The organism is Marinobacter salicampi (assembly GCF_011074795.1).
In the GTDB taxonomy this organism is placed as follows: Bacteria; Pseudomonadota; Gammaproteobacteria; order Pseudomonadales; family Oleiphilaceae; genus Marinobacter; species Marinobacter salicampi.
In genome coordinates, this window is sequence record NZ_JAAMPF010000023.1 from 63,589 (window position 1) to 81,683 (window position 18,095).

At 58.1% G+C, this 18,095-nt stretch carries 19 protein-coding genes; 4 read left to right on the plus strand and 15 right to left on the minus strand.

All coding sequences use genetic code 11. The features are described 5' to 3' along the window. Positions 1-17: 17 nt before the first annotated feature. From G7W63_RS14005 to G7W63_RS20155, 13 genes are all read right to left on the minus strand, one after another. On the minus strand, positions 18-1,241 hold the full coding sequence (locus G7W63_RS14005; protein ID WP_166259310.1) for a CaiB/BaiF CoA transferase family protein: 1,224 nt from the start codon (positions 1,239-1,241) through the stop codon (positions 18-20). A gap of 49 nt (positions 1,242-1,290) precedes the next feature. Then, positions 1,291-1,974: a TetR/AcrR family transcriptional regulator gene (locus G7W63_RS14010; RefSeq protein ID WP_166259313.1), complete on the minus strand. Its 684-nt coding sequence runs from the start codon at positions 1,972-1,974 to the stop codon at positions 1,291-1,293. 44 nt (positions 1,975-2,018) lie between these two features. Next, positions 2,019-2,723 carry an ABC transporter ATP-binding protein gene (locus tag G7W63_RS14015; protein ID WP_166259316.1) on the minus strand — a complete coding sequence of 235 codons (705 nt, stop codon included), beginning with the start codon at positions 2,721-2,723 and terminating at the stop codon, positions 2,019-2,021. Further along, a complete protein-coding gene (locus G7W63_RS14020) occupies positions 2,720-3,502 on the minus strand; it encodes an ABC transporter ATP-binding protein (RefSeq protein ID WP_166259319.1) in 783 nt (260 codons plus the stop codon). The genes G7W63_RS14015 and G7W63_RS14020 overlap by 4 nt, the downstream gene beginning before the upstream one ends. Beyond that, positions 3,499-4,446 carry a branched-chain amino acid ABC transporter permease gene (locus tag G7W63_RS14025; protein WP_166259322.1) on the minus strand — a complete coding sequence of 316 codons (948 nt, stop codon included), beginning with the start codon at positions 4,444-4,446 and terminating at the stop codon, positions 3,499-3,501. The genes G7W63_RS14020 and G7W63_RS14025 overlap by 4 nt, the downstream gene beginning before the upstream one ends. Beyond that, positions 4,443-5,312, minus strand: a complete 870-nt coding sequence (locus G7W63_RS14030; protein WP_166259325.1) for a branched-chain amino acid ABC transporter permease — start codon at positions 5,310-5,312, stop codon at positions 4,443-4,445. Before G7W63_RS14030 ends, G7W63_RS14025 begins: the two co-directional genes overlap by 4 nt. Positions 5,313-5,389: 77 nt before the next feature. Continuing rightward, positions 5,390-6,613, minus strand: a complete 1,224-nt coding sequence (locus G7W63_RS14035; protein ID WP_166259328.1) for an ABC transporter substrate-binding protein — start codon at positions 6,611-6,613, stop codon at positions 5,390-5,392. Positions 6,614-6,780: 167 nt separating this feature from the next. Then, a complete protein-coding gene (locus G7W63_RS14040) occupies positions 6,781-8,391 on the minus strand; it encodes a long-chain-fatty-acid--CoA ligase (RefSeq protein WP_166259331.1) in 1,611 nt (536 codons plus the stop codon). Between the two features lie 3 nt (positions 8,392-8,394). After that, complete coding sequence (locus G7W63_RS14045; RefSeq protein WP_166259334.1) at positions 8,395-8,760, minus strand: DUF6285 domain-containing protein; 366 nt, start codon at positions 8,758-8,760, stop codon at positions 8,395-8,397. Then, a complete protein-coding gene (locus G7W63_RS14050) occupies positions 8,757-9,782 on the minus strand; it encodes a phosphotransferase family protein (protein ID WP_166259337.1) in 1,026 nt (341 codons plus the stop codon). The genes G7W63_RS14045 and G7W63_RS14050 overlap by 4 nt, the downstream gene beginning before the upstream one ends. Next, a complete protein-coding gene (locus G7W63_RS14055; RefSeq protein ID WP_166259340.1) occupies positions 9,782-10,987 on the minus strand; it encodes an acyl-CoA dehydrogenase family protein in 1,206 nt (401 codons plus the stop codon). Before G7W63_RS14055 ends, G7W63_RS14050 begins: the two co-directional genes overlap by 1 nt. Positions 10,988-10,997: 10 nt before the next feature. After that, positions 10,998-11,798 carry an SDR family NAD(P)-dependent oxidoreductase gene (locus G7W63_RS14060; RefSeq protein ID WP_166259343.1) on the minus strand — a complete coding sequence of 267 codons (801 nt, stop codon included), beginning with the start codon at positions 11,796-11,798 and terminating at the stop codon, positions 10,998-11,000. A 44-nt stretch (positions 11,799-11,842) separates the two neighbouring features. Continuing rightward, positions 11,843-12,040 carry an alpha/beta fold hydrolase gene (locus G7W63_RS20155; protein ID WP_341273687.1) on the minus strand — a complete coding sequence of 66 codons (198 nt, stop codon included), beginning with the start codon at positions 12,038-12,040 and terminating at the stop codon, positions 11,843-11,845. On the opposite strand from G7W63_RS20155, the gene G7W63_RS20160 reads away from it, so the two are divergent. Together G7W63_RS20160 and G7W63_RS14070 are read left to right on the plus strand one after the other, a co-directional pair. Further along, the gene (locus G7W63_RS20160; RefSeq protein ID WP_341273688.1) at positions 12,032-12,172 is read left to right on the plus strand and encodes a hypothetical protein; all 141 of its coding nucleotides are present in this window, start codon (positions 12,032-12,034) and stop codon (positions 12,170-12,172) included. The two genes, G7W63_RS20155 and G7W63_RS20160, sit on opposite strands and share 9 nt — an antisense overlap. 586 nt (positions 12,173-12,758) lie before the next feature. Continuing rightward, positions 12,759-14,126, plus strand: a complete 1,368-nt coding sequence (locus tag G7W63_RS14070) for an MBL fold metallo-hydrolase (protein WP_166259349.1) — start codon at positions 12,759-12,761, stop codon at positions 14,124-14,126. Positions 14,127-14,134: 8 nt separating this feature from the next. Here the strand turns inward: G7W63_RS14070 and dsbG are convergent, their stop codons facing one another. Together dsbG and G7W63_RS14080 are read right to left on the minus strand one after the other, a co-directional pair. Then, complete coding sequence (gene dsbG, locus G7W63_RS14075) at positions 14,135-14,929, minus strand: thiol:disulfide interchange protein DsbG (RefSeq protein ID WP_166259352.1); 795 nt, start codon at positions 14,927-14,929, stop codon at positions 14,135-14,137. Between the two features lie 16 nt (positions 14,930-14,945). Further along, entirely contained in the window at positions 14,946-15,761 is an 816-nt protein-coding gene (locus tag G7W63_RS14080) for a TlpA disulfide reductase family protein (protein WP_166259355.1), read from the minus strand. A 280-nt stretch (positions 15,762-16,041) separates the two neighbouring features. Between G7W63_RS14080 and G7W63_RS14085 the strand changes: the two genes are divergently transcribed. Then, complete coding sequence (locus tag G7W63_RS14085) at positions 16,042-16,707, plus strand: response regulator (RefSeq protein ID WP_166259358.1); 666 nt, start codon at positions 16,042-16,044, stop codon at positions 16,705-16,707. Further along, complete coding sequence (locus G7W63_RS14090) at positions 16,704-18,047, plus strand: sensor histidine kinase (RefSeq protein ID WP_166259361.1); 1,344 nt, start codon at positions 16,704-16,706, stop codon at positions 18,045-18,047. The genes G7W63_RS14085 and G7W63_RS14090 overlap by 4 nt, the downstream gene beginning before the upstream one ends. Positions 18,048-18,095: the final 48 nt, after the last annotated feature.

Sequence of the window (18,095 nt, forward strand, 5' to 3'; positions counted from 1 at the left end):
GGCTGCAAGAGCAGGCCTCATGCGATAATACCGCGTTCCCTGAGTGCCTGTATGTCCGCGGGGGAAAGCCCCGCGACCTCGCTGAGGACCTGTTTCGAGTGTTCCCCCAGCAAGGGCGGCGCTGCCCGGTAGGAGACCGGGGTCAGTTTTAACTTGATCGGATTGCCAACGGTGGGCACCTCACCCAGTAGCGGATGAAAGACGGATTGTTTCATGCCTCGTGCGAGGACCTGGGGGTCGTCAAACACCTGATCCAGGGTATTCACAGGCCCACAGGGCACTCCCGCGCGCTCCAGGATTTCGACCCACTCCCGGGTAGAGCGCATAACCGTCGCCTGCCTTAGCTTGGGGATCAGTTCCCGGCGGTTCGCCACCCGGGCGCGGTTTGTCACAAAGCGCTCGTCACCCGCCCATTCCGGATGCCCGAGCACATCACATAACCGGGCAAACTGCTGATCGTTGCCGATCGTCAACACCATGTCGCCGTCAGCCGTAGGGAAATTCTGGTAAGGCACGATATTGGGATGAGCATTGCCCATTCTGACCGGAGCCTTGCCAGTGGTCAGGTAATTCATGGCCTGGTTGGCCAGGCAGGCCACCTGCACGTCCAGCAGGGCGGTTTCCACATACTGGCCCTCGCCCGTAAGGTCCCGGTGGCTGAGGGCTGCGAGCACCCCAATGGTGGCGTAGAGACCGGTCATGATATCGGTCAGGGCTACCCCGACCTTCATTGGCCCGGCCCCGGGCTCACCGTCAGGATGCCCGGTAACGCTCATCAGCCCACCCATCGCCTGGATCAGAAAATCGTAGCCTGGCCGGCTCGCGTAGGGGCCATCCTGGCCAAAGCCGGTGATTGAGCAGTAGATGAGCTTGGGGTTGATCTGTTTCAGGCTGTCATAATCCAGGCCATAGCCTTTAAGACCCCCCACCTTGAAATTTTCCAATACCACATCCGATTCGGCGACAAGCTTGCGGACCAGTTCCTGGCCCTCGGGCTGGGCGATATCGATCGCAAGGGACTGCTTGTTCCGGTTGGCCGTCATAAAGTAGGCAGAGAGTTCGGCACTGCCGTCCTCTGCCTTCAGATACGGCGGTCCCCAGGACCGCGTGTCGTCACCGGACCCGGGCCGCTCTATCTTGATGACCTCAGCGCCCAGGTCTCCGAGAAGCTGACCGGCCCAGGGGCCGGCCAGGACTCGGGAAAGATCCAGAACACGCAAGTGTGACAGGGAGCCTGACATCTAATTCTCCATGTAAGAGTGGGCTTGGTGCCGGGCAGCGTCATCACGCTCAGAGCAGATAGCTTTCAACCACGTCCCTGACAAACGCAGAGTAATCGTCGACTGAAACATTCTGGTCACGGTATTTCCGGCGTTTCAGGTACCAGTCCTGCAGCAGGGCCTTGATCATGGAGGCAACGAGCGGGGTCTTCCTCGAACGGTAGACCCCGGCATTGATGCCCTCTTCAATTAACCCCAAGAAGATGGCTTCAATCTCAAGCTCAATGGCAATGGCATCGCGCTTTTCCTCAGCCGGCAGACTCTTGGCTTCCATGTACGAAAAATAGAACCAGGCCCGCATCAGTTCGCTCAGGTACAGATGCGACTGGATGGCAGCAAACAGGCGGTCACGCTCATCCCGGACCTGTGCTGTGTAATGCAGCAGAGTCCGGCGCGTAATAATGAAACCGTGGCTCTGGATGAGGTGGATCAGGTCATCCTTGTTACGGATATAGGCGTAGAGGCCACCCATGCTCATGCCTGAATCCGCACAGAGATCCCGGAGCGTCATGACATGGAAACCCTTAGAATTGGCCAGCCGCAAGGTTGAGTCAATGATCCGGGTGAGGTTTTTTACCGCCGTCGCCTCCTTCTTGATGCTGATGCGTTCTTTGTTCTGGCGGTAAACATCACGGATCACATCCTCCTTGGACATGCTGAGTTCACCACGAAATGCCTCATAATTCTCGATCATAACTCCACACATAGTTGCTGCTGCGGCGGGGATTATACGACAGATCAAGCCACCGAGAGGAACCGGTCCTGGGTGGCCTGGTCCGCCCGCAACTCCTCACTGCTTGACTCATGGACGACGCGACCCTTTTCCAGGATGTAAGCACGCTGGGCATGCTTGAGTGCAAACCGCACGCTCTGGTCTGTGAACAGGATGGTGGTGGTCTTGCTCAGGTCGTCAATCAATTCGCCAATCTGCTGCACAATCACCGGGGCCAGACCCTCGTTTGGCTCATCCAGCAGTAGCAATCGGGGCTGGATCATCAGGGAGCGTGCCACGGCCAGCATCTGCTGCTGCCCCCCCGACAGGGTGGCACCGTCCTGGCCTGCCCGTTCCCCCAGCATCTCATATTTCTTGAGGATGCCCTCCACAGTCCAGCGAGCAGTAGCGCCCTTGCGCTGATAGGAGGCGACCTCCAGGTTGTCCCGCACGGACAGCCCGGGAAATATCCGGCGGTCCTCCGGCACATATCCGATCCCTGCCCGGGCAATCCGGTGCGCCGGCCAGCCCTGCACCGGTTTGCCGTCATATATCACCTCTCCGGAGCGCGGGGGGGTGAGCCCGATAATGCTTTTAAGGGTCGTACTCTTCCCTGCGCCGTTCCGGCCGAGAATGCAGACCGTCTCGCCGTCTTCCAGGTTAAGGGTGACACCCTGGAGCGCCTGACTTTCACCGTAGAATGTCTGGATATTCCGCACTTCAAGCATCATGTGTTGGCCTCCTCAACCGGCTCGTCCTCTTCCTCGCCCAGGTAGGCGGTTCGTACTTCCGGATGGTTCTTTACTTCCTCCGGCGTGCCCGCAAACAGATTTTCGCCCCGGTGCATGACCAGGATGCGGTCGGCAAGGTCGAATACCACATCCATATCGTGCTCGGTGATCAGGAAGGTATAGTCGCCACTTTCCGCAAGGGCCTTGATCAGCCTGGTCGTCCTCCTTGTTTCGTCCGGTGTCATGCCGGCGGTGGGCTCGTCCAGCAGCACCAGTTTGGGCCGAATTGCCAGTACCATGGCTATTTCCAGCAACCGCTTGTCGCCGTAGCTGATAACTTCGGCACGCTGGCCTTTCAGCTCGTCTATACCAAGACGCTTCAGATACTCGACAGCTTCCGTCTGGATTCCGGTATTGCGGGACGCAATGTTGAACAGCTTGCGGCTGTGGCCATGGTAGGCCGACAGCACGACTTCAACGTTCTCCTGCACGGTCATCTCCGGGAAGATATTGTTGAGCTGGAACGAACGGGATACACCCAGCCGGCTGATCTTGTGGGGTGGCAGGCCGGTGATGTCCTTACCATCCAGCATGATCTTGCCTTCAGTCGGCTGCATCCGGCCCGACACCATGTTGTAAAAAGTAGTCTTGCCAGCACCGTTTGGGCCAATGATGGCGAGGGTTTCCTTTGGCATGACCTCCAGGTCAATCTTCGATACCGCAGAGACGCCGCCAAAACGCTTGGTCAGATTGGTTATGGTAAGGATGGGATTACTCATTTTTTCACCTCCATCCACCAGTCAATAAGGGTGCCCAGCAGCCCCTTGCGGAAGAAAATCACCATCAGGGCAAGGATGATCCCCAGAACCAGCATCCACGACTCAGTGAAACTTGTGATCCAGGTTTCCAGCAGCACGAAAACTGCCGAACCGACGAACGGCCCGAGAAAATAGCCAGTGCCTCCGAGGATCGCCATAAGTACCGGCTCAGCAGACATGGACCAGTGCAGAAGTTCCGGACTCGCCACACGAAGAAATGGCGCAATGAGCCCGCCAGCCAGGCCTGCAAAGGTACCGGCAATGACGAAAGCGACCAGGCGATAGGTCCGGACATTGAGCCCGGCGAAAGATACCCGCTCCGGATTCTGGCGGATGGCCTTGAGGATCATGCCAAACGAACTGCGGCAGATGACGTAGAGCACGATCGAGGCAATGGCCACGATGCCCAGCACAACATGGTAATAGACCGATGGGTTGCCCAGGGTGAGATCCAGGCCGAGTCCGAAGGAGCCAAGGCTGAAACCGGCCAGTCCGTCACTGCCATTGGTAACCGAGCGCCACTGGTAGGCGATGGCAAATACCATCATGCCGAAGGCCAGGGTGAGCATGGCAAAGTATACTTCGTTGAGCCGGACGCTCAGGAAACCAATCACCAGGGCCAGCAACGCGGATGCTCCCATGGAAACCAGCAGGCAAGCCAGGAACGGCCACTGCAGATGGATCAGTACCAACGCCGTAGCGTAGGACCCGACACCAAAGAAAGCTGCGTGGCCGAAGCTCAGCATGCCTGTATAGCCGAAAATCAGGTTGAAGCTTGCCGCGAACAGACCCAGGATCAGGATTTCGGTAAAGATAAAAACGTAGAAGTAAGACGCAATCCACGGCACAGCAATCAAGCCGGCGATCACCAAAGCCAGAATGGCCATCAGAATCTTGCTCTTCATGTGGTTGCCCCTTTACCCATAATGCCGTGCGGTTTGAACAGCAGAACCAGTGCCATGCCGACAAATGGCAACAGCAGATTCACCTCCGGCAGGTAACGGCCACCAAAGCCGTGGATCAGGCCCAGCACCATGGCGCCAAGCAAGGCACCCGGGAAACTGCCGAGCCCGCCGATCACGACCACAATGAAAGACTCGATAATGATCTTGTCGCCCATGCCCGGGTCCAGCGCTCTCATGGGCGCTGCCATCACGCCGCCAACGCCGGCCAGCCAGGCGCCAAAAGCAAAGACGCCAGTCACTACCATCCGCGTATTGATGCACAGGGCCTCGGCCATATCCCGGTCGAGTGCGGCGGCGCGCATTATGCGTCCGACCCGGGTGCGGTTGAACAGGTACCAGAGCCCGGCCAGCAGTATTAGGCCAATGACGATCACAAACAGGCTGTAAGTAGCGACCGAACTGCCCAGCAGCTGAACTGAACCGGAAAGTAACTGGGGCGGTTGCACCACCTGAATGCCACTACCCCAGATCATCCTTACGCTTTCATTGATGATCAGCAGAATGGCGAAGGTGAGCAGCAGGCTGTCTGCCACATCCCGGGAGTAGATGAAACGCAGCAGAACCCGGTCGATGATCACTGCCAGTATGGCGACGCCGATTGGAGCCAGAAGCAGGGCTGCCCAGAAGGGCATGCCCACCATATTGATCAGGGTGAAGGCCAGGTAAGCCCCCAACATGTAGAGTGCCCCGTGGGCAAAATTGATGATGTTGAGAACCCCGAACACGATGTTCAGGCCCACTGCGATGATGAATAGCAGCAGCCCGATATCAAGACTGTTTAGCAACGCCGATCCGATGCCAGACATGGATTACCTCGTTACGTTAGGGCCGGGTTTCGTGGCGCCCCGGAGGACGCCACGGCAAGCGGGAAAAGACGGTCAGATCAGAGTTTGCAACCGGTTTCTTCGACGGTGCGGGCGACTTCTTCGCCGTCAAAGATCTGCAGGTTGGTCAATGTCCGGATGCCATGTTCCGGGTGCATTGGGCCGGAGACACCCCAGTTCGGACTGACCATGGCCTGGTTGTCGCCCTTGCGGAAGGTAACCGTTCCGTTTGGCGCTTCCATGGTCATACCGCTGAGTGCTTTGGCAACGGCAGGGCCGTCGGTGGTACCCGCCGCTTCCATGGCCTGCTTATAGGCGTAGATGGCTGCATAGGCTCCTTCGGCGTTATAGCTGGGCGGGTTGCCGTAGGCATCGATGTAGGCCTTGACGAAACGGTCATTGATATCGTTGTCGTAGGCCTCGTACCAGTAACGGGTAGACAGATGCACACCCTCAGGCATTTCGTCACCCAGGGCGGTCAGCACTTCGGTGGCTGCCCCGACAGTGAACATCAGCTCCATATCTTTTTCGAAGAAACCACGGTTATTGGCCTGGCGGATGAAATTGACCAGGTCACCGCCCCAGACAGAAATCAGAACACCATCCGCATCAGAGTCCATCACCCGATCGATGAACGGTGTGAAATCCTCGGCCCCGAAGCGTGGGAAGTTGGTCTCGGACATCAGATTCACATCCGGCTTGGTTTCTTTTAGGTAGTTGCCAAAGAACTCCCAGGACTGATGGCCAAAGGCATAATCGGGGCCGATGGTCGTCCAGTTGGTGGCATCGGTTTCAGCAGCCACCATCGCCGCGGCCTTCATGTTCTGGGCCACGTTCACACTGATGCGGTAAGTAAAGGCGTTACAGAGTTTGCCGGTGACATCCGGCGTGGCGGCGTGGGTTATGATCAGGGGTTTCTGCAACTCCGGCATGGTCGGCACCATGCCCTGGGCAACGCCCGAACTGTCCAGCCCCACCAGGGCGTCGACGCCTTCCGAGTAGACCAGCTTGCGGGCGGCCTGGATGGCAACCGAGGCCTTGCCCTGGGTATCTTCATAGATCATTTCGATATCGCGACCGAGGATACCGCCGGAGCCGTTTATTTCCTCCACTGCCAGATCAATACCTTTTTGGGCAAACTCGCCATAGGTGGCAGCACTGCCGGAAAGAATATAAAGGCCACCTATTTTTATCGGTTCTTCGGCATAACCTGAAGTGGCGGTACCGAGGGCTGTGGCTGCGGTCATCGCAACCAGCAGATTCTTGATGCGTGTTGTTTTCATGGTAGTGCTCCTGTGTTCTTGTCTTTGTTGTCACTGGAACTTGAGTTGTCGCTGGCACTTGTGAGCCCGTTGAATCAGGGCCCGCTCGCTTTTTCCGAATGAATTATCTTCGCTATCGCAACCTCCTGCTGGCCACCGCCAGCTCGATCAAAGGAACAAACCGGTCATTACGACAGAGAGTCCCTGAGAATGTTTTTGCGCACCTTACCGGTGGATGTTTTGGGCAGTTCACCAAGCACCACCTTCCTCGGCGCCTTGAAATGCGCCATGTGCTCACGACAGAAAGCGATAAGTTCCTCGGAGGTGAGCTCGGCGCCGTCGGCGGTCGGATAGACAAAGGCACAGGGGACTTCCCCCCATTTTTCATCGGCCATGGCCACTACTGCCGCCTCGGAGACTTTCGGATGCCGGTAAAGAATCTCTTCCACCTCGAGGCTGGAGATATTTTCACCACCCGAGATAATGACATCCTTTGCCCGGTCCCGGATTTCGACGTAGTGGTCCGGGTGCATGACGGCCAAGTCGCCGGTATGGAACCAGCCGTCCTGGAAGGCCTTGTCAGTGGCGTCCGGATTTTTCAGATAACCCTTCATCACAGTGTTACCGCGAATGCAGATCTCGCCCATGGCCTGGCCGTTGGCAGGCACAGGCTCACCGCTGCCCACGTCCCTCACGGTGACTTCGTCCAGACCGTGGGTAGGAACACCCTGGCGTGACATTTTCACCGCCCGCTCCACCAACGGCAGCTGCTGCCATTCCGGTTGGGGCACACACAGTGTCGCTGGACCGAAAGTCTCGGTCAGGCCGTACAGGTGGGTAATCTGGAAGCCGATCTCCTCAGCTTTGCGAATCACGCTGCTCGGGGGCGCAGCGCCACCCAGGGCAAAGTGAGCAGGTCGGGACAGCGTCAGGCCCTGACGGCCCAGGTCCTGCAGCAGCATATTCATCACAATCGGGGCACCGCACATGTGGCTGACGCCGTAATCCTCTATCAGCCGGTAGATTTCCGTGGTATCTACTTCCCGCAGACAGACATGGGTGCCGCCCACAGCAGTGATCGCCCAGGTGTAGGCCCAGCCGTTGCAATGGAACATAGGCAGAGTCCATAAGTAGACAGTCTCGGCGGTCATGTTGAACACCATGGCATTGGTCATGGCGGCCAGATAGGCGCCGCGATGGTGGTAGACCACGCCTTTGGGATTACCGGTCGTACCCGAGGTGTAATTCAGGGATATGGCAGCCCATTCGTCGGCAGGACGTCGCCATGACGCCTCCGGGTCGCCCTCGGCCAGCAGACGTTCATAATCCAGGTCTGCCAGACCGTCGCTCGCTCCCGCCTTGCGCTCAATTGCCACCAGCAGCGGAGGCGACTCCAGCTCCGCGATGGCCGCCCTGACCTGGGTCTCCCATTGGGTGTCGTAGAACAGCACCCTTGCTTCACCATGGCCCAGGATGAACGCCAGGGTGGCAGCATCCAGACGGATGTTTACCGAGTTGAGCACAGCACCGGCCATGGGCACGGAGTAATGGGATTCCAGCATCTCGTGACTGTTCGGGCACAGAATGGCCACCGTATCGCCGGGATTGACGCCGCGGCCATGAAGAGCGGCCCCCATCTGGCGACAACGCTGGTAGAGCTGCCGGTAAGACAGGGTCCGGTCATTATCGATGACCGCCGGTTTATCCGGAAAGACCTGTGCCGAGCGCTGAAGCAGACTCAGTGGCGTCAACGCAGAATGGTTGGCGACGGTCTTGTCGAGGCTGGTGTACTTATCCATGATTCACCGTTCCAGAAAGCCGGGATTGTTGACCCGCAAGCGGGCCTTGGTGAGGGTACGGAGTACAGAGCGCAGCGCCGGGTCGTCTCCATCCACACGGCGCTCGCGAATAGCCGTGGCAAGGGCCGACTCAGCTTCGGCGCCCGAGTTGTCGAGGGATTTCTCCTCAAGGTATGCCCGGAGCGCCTGATCCGTTTTCCCGGGCTCGCCCTGCTGTCGTTGTTCGAGCTCCCGGATTGCCATACCCATGGCATTGGCAATCATAAGGGCCTCGTATCTGCGTTTTCCCACAAGGTCCGGTGCCAGCGATTCCAGTAGCACCTTTCGGGCCTCGGCAAGGAGATCCCCGGTTTCCGGTTGGTTGATCATTGCCCGTCCTCCAGTTCCTGAATCTGGTTCAGCAGGTCGAACTCCATCTGGGCCACCATGCGACCGGTAAGGGCCAGCTCCAGCGATCGTTGCTCGCCAGACATATGTCTTCGCGCCTGTTGCAAGGCGATTGCCGCCCAACGCACCAGAGCCATGACTTCCCAGTAGCTGACCGTAGCCGGGTCAATGTCGACACCGCTTACCTCCCGGTAGCCCTCCAGAAGATCCTGCTTGTCCCCGATTCCGCCCGCCTCCCGGTGGTCAGCACCAAACCGCCAGCTGCGGCAACATAGCCAGCCCAGGTCCTCACAGGGGTCGCTCCAGGCGGCGAATTCCCAATCCAGTATCGCGGTCAACCGGTCACCGTCCATCATGTAGTTGCCGGTCCGGAAATCGCAGTGGCACAGCACCGTCGGCCCTGGTGCCGGCGCCCGATCCTCAAGCCAGTTCAGCGCCCATTCCAATACCGGATGGGGCTCACCAATCTCTTTCAGGTAGCGGCGATACAGAACGACCCGGCTCAAGGCCGGATTCTCCAGTTGGGGTGGTTCCAGAAATTGCAGGGACTCCTGCGGCGGTCGCACTGTGTGCAGCCTGGCGAGCTCAGCACCCAAGCGCCGCACGATAGTCCGACGCTGATCTTCGCTAAAATCCGCCTTCACCAAGGTCCGCGGGGACGCACTGCCCGCCGCACGGGTCATGACATAGAACACCTGTCCGCTGATCCCGGGATCCTCACACAGCCAGAGCGGCTCCGGGGCTGTTACCCCGGCTTTGAATGCCGCCTGAAGAACCCGGAACTCTTCCGGCCGGGACAGACTCTCCGCAACCCCGGAAGGGGCATCCTGCCGGATGACAAATGCCTGCCGCCCGAGCCGACTGCCGTCCTCCAACTCCAGCGTCAGCCCAAAATTATCCTGGATGGCGCCCCCGGAGAGTTTGTCGAAGTCAATAACCCTGGCACTGCGGGCGCCAGTTTGCTGTGCTATGAATGTGCTGAAGATGTCGGCAATCGCTGACATCAGGACTTCACTCCCCAGTGCCAGAAATTGGTACGCTCTGCCAGCAGGGTTTTTGAAAACACCATCTTGTGTATTTCGGAAGCGCCGTCCACCAGCCTCGCCTGACGGGCATAACGGTAGATCCACTCCAACGGCGTATCCTTGGAATAACCCCGGGCACCGCACAGCTGGATGGCGGTATCAACCGCCTTATGCAGAGTATCGGCGACCGCAACCTTGGCCATCGAAACTTCCTTGCGGGCGAAGTCACCCTGATCCAGTTTCCAGGCAGCGTGCATGGTCAGCAGCCGGCCAATCTGGATATCCATTGCGGCTTCGCCCAGCAGCCATTGCACGCCTTCGCGCTGGGCAAGGGTCTGACCAAAGGATTCCCGGTTGTCGACATAATCGGTGGCTATCTCCAGGGAGCGACGGGCCAGCCCCAACCAGCGCATACAGTGAGTCAGACGGGCAGTGCCCAGACGGATCTGAGTGAGTTTGAGGCCGTCACCGACCTCCATCAGCCGATTCTCATCCGGAATTTCCAGCCCGTCGAAGCGCAGCTCACAATGGCCACCGTGCTCTTCCGGCCCCATGATCGGAATGCGCCGGACGATCTCCCAGCCCGGGTCGTCCTTGTGGAACAGGAAGGCACTGAGGCCCTTGCGGGTATCATCCGAGGTTCGGGCAATAAGAATGAAATGGGAGGCTGCGGCCGCGCCGGTAATATAGTGCTTGTGGCCGTGGATCACCCAGCGGTCGCCTTTGCGAGTGGCGGTTGTCTGCATCATGCCGGGATCCGATCCGCAGCCGGGAGGCGGTTCGGTCATCACAAATGACGAGCGCACCCTGCCCTCAACGATCGGCATGAGCCAACGCCTCTGCTGGGCTTCGGTCCCCACCTTTGCGAGCACCATCATGTTGCCATCGTCCGGTGCTGCCGAGTTAAACACCACTGGCCCGAATATCGACCGGTTCATTTCCTCGTAGCAGGCGGCCATACCGGATATATCGAGCCCCTGACCACCCAGATGTTGAGGTATCTGAAGGCACCACAGACCCTGCTGTTTTGCCTTGGCACGCATCTTCTCCAGCCAGTCCTCGGCTATGTTCTCATGTTCATCGTAGGCCTCCGGATTCTGCTCCAGCGGCAACAACTCCTGTTCCACAAAGTCCCTGATGCGTTCTCGGTACGATTCATTCCTGGAATTCAGGTTGAAGTCCACAGACCACTCCTTAAAGCGAGGATTGAAGATGGCCGCCATCCACCACGAGGGTGCTGCCGGTCATGTAGTCGGAAAGTTCAGAAGCCAGAAGCAACAATGGGCCACTCAGATCAGCTGGCTGCCCCAAACGCCGCTGGGGAATTCGATGGATCATCTTCTGGCCGGGTTCACTGGCGAAAAAATCACGGTTCAGATCGGTTTCGACGTACCCGGGCGCCAGCGTGTTGACCCGAATACCGAAGCGGGCCCATTCCAGGGCAAGGGCCCGGGTCAATTGCTCAACGCCGGCCTTGGCGGCAGCGTAGGGCGCAACATTGCCGGCCACCCGATGACCAAGAATGGAGGAAATCATGATCATGCTGCCGCCCTGGCCAATTGCACAGAGACGCCGGGCGGCTTCAGTGCACAACAGCCAGCAGCCCTTGAGGTTGGTGTCGACAACCCGATCCCAGTCCGCAACGCTCAGATCCAGAGCCTTCATGCTGGTTGCCACGCCTGCATTGGAGACCACCACATTCGGGACAGCGATGTCCTGGGCCATGGTCTCGAACGCTTCGGTAACGCTCATTGCGTCAGTGACATCCATCGCAACCACATGGATTCGTTCAGCGTATTCCGGAAGAGCGGTTTTAAGCGATTCCAGCGCCTCGCGACGGCGGCCACTGACGATGACCGTTGCACCTACCTCGAGCAGGCACCGGGTGAAACTGTGGCCCAGGCCACCGGCAGCTCCCGTGACCAGCGCGGTTTTGCCGTCGAGGCGCAGTGAGTGTTTTTTGCTGTCCTGTGCTGTATTACCGGAATTGATCATTTTTCGCCCTCCGTCCTTGAAAATAGAACGAGCGCTCGTTTTAATCAAGGAGGGAATCGAAATACGAGCCAAATAAATGGCAGCTCGGTCATTACCTCCGCCATGTCCGCTGCCATTGTCCGTTTTGAATAGGTGCTGTGATCTGGAGCCGAGGGAGGTTTTTCGCTGTCCCCATAACCTCTAAGGTCGGGGCAGATGAGGTGGAAATGGGGCGCCAGAGAAGGAATGATCCGATGCCACATGACGTGGGTCTGGGGATAGCCGTGGAGCAGCAACAGGGGTTGGCTGCCCTGCCCGCCATGTACCACGTTGATGGCGGCGCCGGAGGTCTGGATCCGTATTCTCGTGAAATTCTCTCCGAAATGCATGCATAAGCTCCCTTTGGGCTAGCTTTTCGGGCTCAATGTCAATACTACGCCTATTGGCGAGCTGCCTCATCCGTTAGCGAGTAGTGAACAAACCCCTATATACAAGGTTCATCGCAACTGACGCCTCGATTTCAGACAGACCGATCTTAATGCTCACTTAATCAGCGCATCCTATAGATGATAGTCACCACAGGCTCGAAACAATCGAGCTTGCCAAGCTGCCCGCTGAAGGAGGTAATACCTATGGAGAGTTCAATTCGTCGAAAGCACAACAAGATTTTCTTTGCAGTATTCACAGTAGCCTTTATCTGGACCTGCAGCGCCTGTATTACAGACAGCCCGGTGAAGTTTTATCCCGATATGAAAACCCCCCCATCAAGCCCTGGCATTTACTGAATCCGGCTGCACGTTTAATCTAAGTGTGTCCTGTATCGGTAGGCACAGACGGTTCGGCTTGCCCCAGATTGAAGCACGCCGATTTCTGTCAACTCCTGCCCGGCTGTTCCGATAATCCTTTTGGACACCCAGCGCTTCAGACCTAAAGACCACAGCAGTCATTGGCTTAAAGCCATACCCTGAGTGAGGAAGCCCCATGTTCATCGAGAAAATCAAGTCAGAAGGACTATCACAATTATCTTATCTTGTCGGCGGCGGCGGAAAGGCGATCGTTATTGACCCCCGTCGCGACTGCGAAATATATGTAGAGAAGGCCAGTCAGCTTGGTTGTCGAATTACTCATATCTTCGAGACCCATCGGAACGAGGACCTCGTTTCGGGCGCCCCGATACTTTCGGGCCTCACCGGGGCCAAGGTCTATCACGGGCCGAACGCAGCCGCAAAGGTTCAATATGCCGATACTGTGGCTGAGGGGGATAGCTTTTCGACAGGCGAAGTGCGAGTCGATGTGCTCGAAACACCTGGGCATACGGACGATAGCGTGAGCTACGTTCTTTATGACCAATCATTCGGGAACGATGCCGTAGCCGTTTGTACGGGTGATGCATTGTTCGTCGGGGACGTTGGCCGCACAGATTTTTACCCGGAGCGCGCCGAAGAAGTGGCAGGGCTGCTTTTTGATAGCCTGCAAAAATTATTGGGGTTGAACGATCACGTGCATGTGCTCCCGGCACACGGCGCCGGTTCGGTATGCGGCGATAATATGGCCAACCGCGACTTTTCATCGGTCGGGTATGAAAGAGTCCATAACCGAATGCTTCAGATTACCGATCGCGATGAGTTTATCGCTGCCAAGCTCAGCGAGCACCATTATCAACCACCATACTTCCGTTTGATGGAGCAGCTCAACCTCGAGGGGGGCAAGCCTGTCGCCCGTACGCTGGTTCCACCTCCACTTGACGCTGATGAGTTCCAGGAACTTTCCCAGCGCTCTGTCCTGGTGGACGTTCGTAATATCGCCGCCTGGCTCGGGGCGCATGTGCCTGGCAGCCTGGCGCTCCCGGTGGGAATGATCACCTCTTTTGCCGGTTGGCTACTGAAACCGGAATCCGGTATTACACTGATTGCCGAAAACGACACACAAGCCGAAGAATCGGCCCGACATCTTGCCCGCATAGGTTTCGATGAGGTTTATGGGTATCTCGCCCTGCCGATGTCGGGTTGGGCTGCCAACGATCGGCCCTTTGAATCGGTTCCAGCCATAAGCGTTGAGAGTATAGCGAGCCGGGTCAACGAGCAGCCTGAGAACTGGCAGTTACTGGATGTCCGCAGCCAGTCTGAGGTGGAGAGCGGGATGATTCCCGGCTCAAAACACCTCTATGTCGGTCATGTGCCCGCTGAACTGGAGGCCCTTTCCAAAGACAAACACTACACCGTCATGTGTGCCAGCGGCGCCCGGGCTACAGTTGCCGCTTCAGTCCTGCTCAACAACGGATTCAAAAACGTCGATGTCTTCATGGGTTCCATGGGCGCCTGGCAAAGCGCAGGCCATTCTGTTGCCTGATTCGTCGATCATTCAGGTTTTGGCCCGAACATTTCTGTCATCTTCTCAGGAGATGGGAGGCCTCGTACCATGTGAACCTCGCCATCGGGTGTCTTGTAGACCAATGTCGGCGTAGCGCGGGCGCCGACATTTTCCATCAGCTGGGAGTTGTCCGACAGAATGGCGCGGATATCGCCGGGGATTCTTTCCAGGGGGTCCACGCCCCCCTGGTCGTATACACGTTCATGGTCTGCCAGAGCTTTGGACGGATCGTCTGCGGAGAGAACTGCAGCCGCCTTACCGGCGCTGGAAGGCCGAAGAATACCGACCATGATGTGCCGAACCTGTGCCTCCCCGGCCTCGATCCAGGGTCTGGAGGCTTCCCAGAATTTGTGGCAGAAGGGGCAGTTGGGATCAGTGAACGCGTAGACCACACGGTCTGCGTCCGGTTTTCCGTCCAGAACCCATTCGCTTTCTGCCAGCTTGTCCCAGTTGGCTTTAAGACGTGGGCCTTCCACCAGTGCCTGCACCGTTTTGCTGGACATGTCGTTGCCTTCACTGTCCAGCAGAGTGCCCACCAGTGCATGGTTCCCACTTTCAGTGACATAAACGGCAAAGCTCTGTCCGCGCATCTGCACGGCATAGCCAGTGAGCCGTTCTGGCGCAGAAAATTCCTGGATAATTTCCACACCCTGGGCCTCCAGCGCTTTCAGCGGGGCGGGGATGTCCTGTGCTGACGCAACACCGGTGAAGATGAAGACGTAGAGCAGACCGAGCCAACGCGTGGACCGTTGTACGGACTTGGAGGCGAATTTAAACGTCATTTATCAGTTCTCCGGTTCAGTGGATGCTTTCGAGTTTCTGCTTGAGTGAAGCTTCTGAGAGTTCGCCGAGATGGTGGTCAACCAGCCGGCCCTCGGCGTCGTAAAAAAGAGTCGTCGGCAAGGCCCGGGAGCCGCTGACGCGACCAAGTTCGGTGGTGGGATCCAGCAGTACGTTCTCCAGTTCGAGCCCCTCTTGGCTGAGATAGCTCTGAACCTGATTGAAGGACTCGCCCTGGTTGGCAAAGATAAATGCAACGCCAGATTCCCGGGCCTGGGCTGCCTGAAGAACGGGCATTTCCCGGCGGCAAGGGGGGCACCAGGTTGCCCAGAGATTGACTACTCGCGGCTTGCCTTCTTCCGCGGCGCCAAGATTCCCGAGAGTTACCGGTTCGCCATCCAGGCGATGGAACGACGCGGTCGGGATGCTTGTCCTGGTGGCCTCCATCAGACTCACGGCCCCTATAGTGCCGCCCCACATAACAAAGCCAGCCAGCATCGCTGCTCCGAGCGGCCAGCGCAGGGCGGGGCTGCGCCAACCCCACCACAGCGCTGAAGACATGCCAGCCACAAGGCCGGGCGCGACCATAAAGCCTCCATCCCTTATGTCGAGCATGGACAGAGGCGCATCCAGATATGAATCAATGTAGAGGATGACAAAGGACAGTCGGGCAACAAGGAAACCGACCAGAAAGCTGTTAATCAGACAGTCCGACGTGGCGACACCTCGCTTGCGCCCGACCAACGCGCCAACCAAGAGGGCAACACCCAGGGCGACCATAATGAGCACTCGGGAAGTAGGCAGAGCCAAAGGCCCCAGACTGACGGTTAACATAAATAGCTCTCAACAAAAGTTCCCGGAAACCGCTTTCTTTAGCATCGTGGCCGAGCCAGCCAATCTGCTCGAGACGATGCAAACAAGTATACAGCCACCGGATTATGTAGAGATTAACTGCCAGAGTTCCCCTGGGGTCAGCCCGGTTGGCCTGTTAATGCTGGCATAATGCCGTTATCGGACACTGACAAGAGGCAAATCGGGTCCTGTCTGTAGTCTCGAAACCAGCGTATTCGCAGATACCCATCAATGACGGCCAATGGCGGCTCAAGAGGCATACGTGCATATTCTGATAGTTGAAGATGATGAGCTAGTTGGCGACGGACTCAAAGCAGGGCTTGAGGCACTGGGCCAGACTTCGGACTGGGTTCGCTCCGCACGCGCTGCAGATATCGCCATGGGATTCGCCCGCTTTGATGTGGTGATTCTGGACTTGGGGCTGCCTGATGAAGACGGTATGACTCTGCTGAAGCGCTGGCGCGACAAAGGTGTTGACCAGCCCATTCTGGTATTGACTGCGCGTGATGCCGTGCCCGAGCGTATTGCCGGGCTTGAGTCAGGCGCGGACGATTACCTGACCAAGCCGTTTGATCTCGGTGAGCTCGTCGCCCGGCTGCATTCGCTGATAAGGAGAGCCGAAGGCCGCTCCACCAATCTGGTCCAGCACGGCCCCCTCACACTCGATCCCGTTCGCCTTGAGGTCCGGATGCACGACGAGCCGGTTCCGCTATCACGCCGGGAGCTCGCGGTGCTGCAGGCGCTGCTTCAGAACCCGGGCCAGATCCTGGCCCCTGGCCAGTTACAGGATAGCGTCTACGGTTGGAGTGAAGGCGTCGAAAGCAACGCCATTGCTGTGCATGTTCATAATCTTCGACGAAAGCTGGGCGACGACCTGATCGAAACTGTCCGCGGCCTCGGCTACCGACTAAACCGGGTCGCGAAATGAGTGTTCGGAGAAGTCTTCGCTGGCGACTGATGGCGCTGATCGGTTTCTCGGTCGCTGGTTTATGGTTGCTGCTGGCGCCCTGGCAACTCCAGAGCGTCCGCAGCGAAGTGCAGAAAAGTCTTGATGATCGGTTGGCCGCTTCGGCAAAGATGGTGGCGTCGCTGGTCAGCCAGCAGTATCTATCGGGCTCGGTACAGCCTGATGGAACAGGTGACAAGTTGGCGGTGGCCAATCCTGAGTTTCCATCCACGCTTGCCTGCCGCGTTGGCACTCTTCGCGGCGATCTGATCGCGCTTTCCCAGGGGGCGCCCACCGAAGTTCTATCAACCAAAGAGGAAGGTTACTCCATCCGCGAAGTCGACGGGGAGCACTGGCGCGTCTACACCCTCGTCGCCGATTCCCTCGTCATCACTACCGCGGACCGTCTCGATAAGCGCGATGCGTTGATGACCTCCATCGTCTTTGCTGCAGCGTCCCCTTTTGTGCTGGCACTCGCCGGCACCCTGGTGATCCTCTGGTTTGGTATTCGTCGCGGTTTCAAGCCGCTAAGGGAGCTCAGCCAGGATGTGGCCGCGCGGGACATCCAGGAGCTCGAACCACTACCTTGGGAGAACGCACCCGAGGAAGTCAAACCGCTGGTCGCAGAGATAAACCGCCTGCTGTTACGTGTCAGCCAAACCCTGCACAGAGAGCGGCGTTTCACCGGTGATGCAGCGCACGAGCTACGTACTCCCCTCACGGGTATCAAGACGCAGTTACAGGTGGCAAGACTCACCGAGGGCAAACAGTCGGACCATGCGCTGGATCAGGCGGCGCGGGCGCTCGTCAATCTACAGGAAACCCTGGAGCAGTTACTGCTTCTGGCCCGCATAGAAGGCGACGCAGCGTTTTCCGATCCGTCCGGGAGTGAGGTTGACGAAATCACCTCCTCGGCTCTGGTCGATGTTGCCCATAAAGCGGATGAAAAACAGATCCGGATCATTTACCAGGGTGATTCTTCCGAACGAGTAGCCGCGCCCGCCCCACTCGCCTCCGCGGCGCTTCGGAATCTGCTGGATAACGCCATCCGTTTTTCGCCTCGGGCGGGCCGGATCGACCTTAATTGCACATCCGACGGCGACTACATCCTATGGCGTGTCCTGGACCAAGGGCCGGGCGTTCCAGAGGCGGAGCTGGGGGTGCTTACCGAGCGATTCAAGCGGAGTCAGGGAACCGGCGGCAGCGGCCTCGGGCTGGCGATCGTCGAGGCCATTGCCGGTCGCTTCGGCGGCAGCCTAACCCTTTCCAACAGCAGCCCCCATGGCCTGGAGGCGCAGCTCCGGCTACGCCGCAGCCATTGAGGCGCCTGCGCCCAGTGCAGAACTACCCCTTCTTAACGCTGTGTTAAC